Origin of the sequence: Winogradskyella psychrotolerans RS-3, assembly GCF_000427335.1 — a bacterium.
Lineage (GTDB): Bacteria > Bacteroidota > Bacteroidia > Flavobacteriales > Flavobacteriaceae > Winogradskyella > Winogradskyella psychrotolerans.
Map to the genome: position 1 here is coordinate 1 of NZ_ATMR01000127.1, position 876 is coordinate 876.

Below are 876 nucleotides of genomic sequence, written 5' to 3' on the forward strand. Positions count from 1 at the left end.
GGTAAACACATGACCAAAGCAATCGTCCAGGCAATTAATCAAAATCAATTCCTTCCCTTCTCCTTGATTATAAATCTGAAAATTCCCTTCAACACTCAAATTGTCGCCAATAGAAGCAAGCAGTGGAATGGCCATCCAACTAGCATTTTCTTTATCGAATTGTTGGTAATTTTTATCCAATGTAAACGATACAGGAAAGAGTGATGAATGGCCTGACGGTAATGTTGCATAATATTCCAAACCGCAGGCTTGGCAGGTACAATTACTCAATACATGAATTCCTTGAAAATAAAGCGCTCCTCCTGAATTTTGTAACTCTGAACACCTTGGACATTGACTTTCACTTTTGACTATTTCAGGATAGATTTCAATCATTCCCTACCATTTTCTAATTCCCAACCTGTTCAAATGATAGCCCAGTAAGGTTTTAACCTTTCCAAGTAGCTACCTTGCTTTCAATAATCGTATACTTTACTTCAGGATTAAAGACCAAGGCTGTATAAGAGAGGTTTGAAGGCGATAAAATAAGTTCGTCACAATTGGAAAGGGTTATGCAATCCAGCAAGGCTTCTTTGGCTAATAGCAATCCATCCTTATGCTCTTCATTGTGATGGATGGACAAAGATCCTTTAGACCTGACACAATCATGTGCCCAAATTTTTCCTGGAAATTTCTTTTTAATATTTCCAATAAATTGCTGTCATCTGTAGCTACAAATAATTGGTCATATCCTGGTATTTTATTTTTTATCTGCTTAAAAAATGCTTCATCACTGGCTGGTCTCACTTCTAAAAAATGATCCGTTTTTCTAAAGTGAACCCCTAAAGTCTTCACTTTAGCCATTTTTATGTTGATCTCTTCTATTCTAGCTTTTAA

The 876-nt window shown here is 36.2% G+C and carries 2 protein-coding genes; both read right to left on the minus strand.

Annotation, left to right across the window (positions count from 1 at the left end; all coding sequences use genetic code 11):
• Nucleotides 1–375 (minus strand): hypothetical protein (locus ADIWIN_RS13255; protein ID WP_040757355.1); only part of this gene is annotated, 375 nt, incomplete at its 3' end.
• 201 nt (nt 376–576) lie between these two features.
• Nucleotides 577–876, minus strand: a 300-nt coding sequence (locus tag ADIWIN_RS20580) for an O-fucosyltransferase family protein (RefSeq protein WP_200859813.1), incomplete at its 5' end; no start/stop codon positions are given.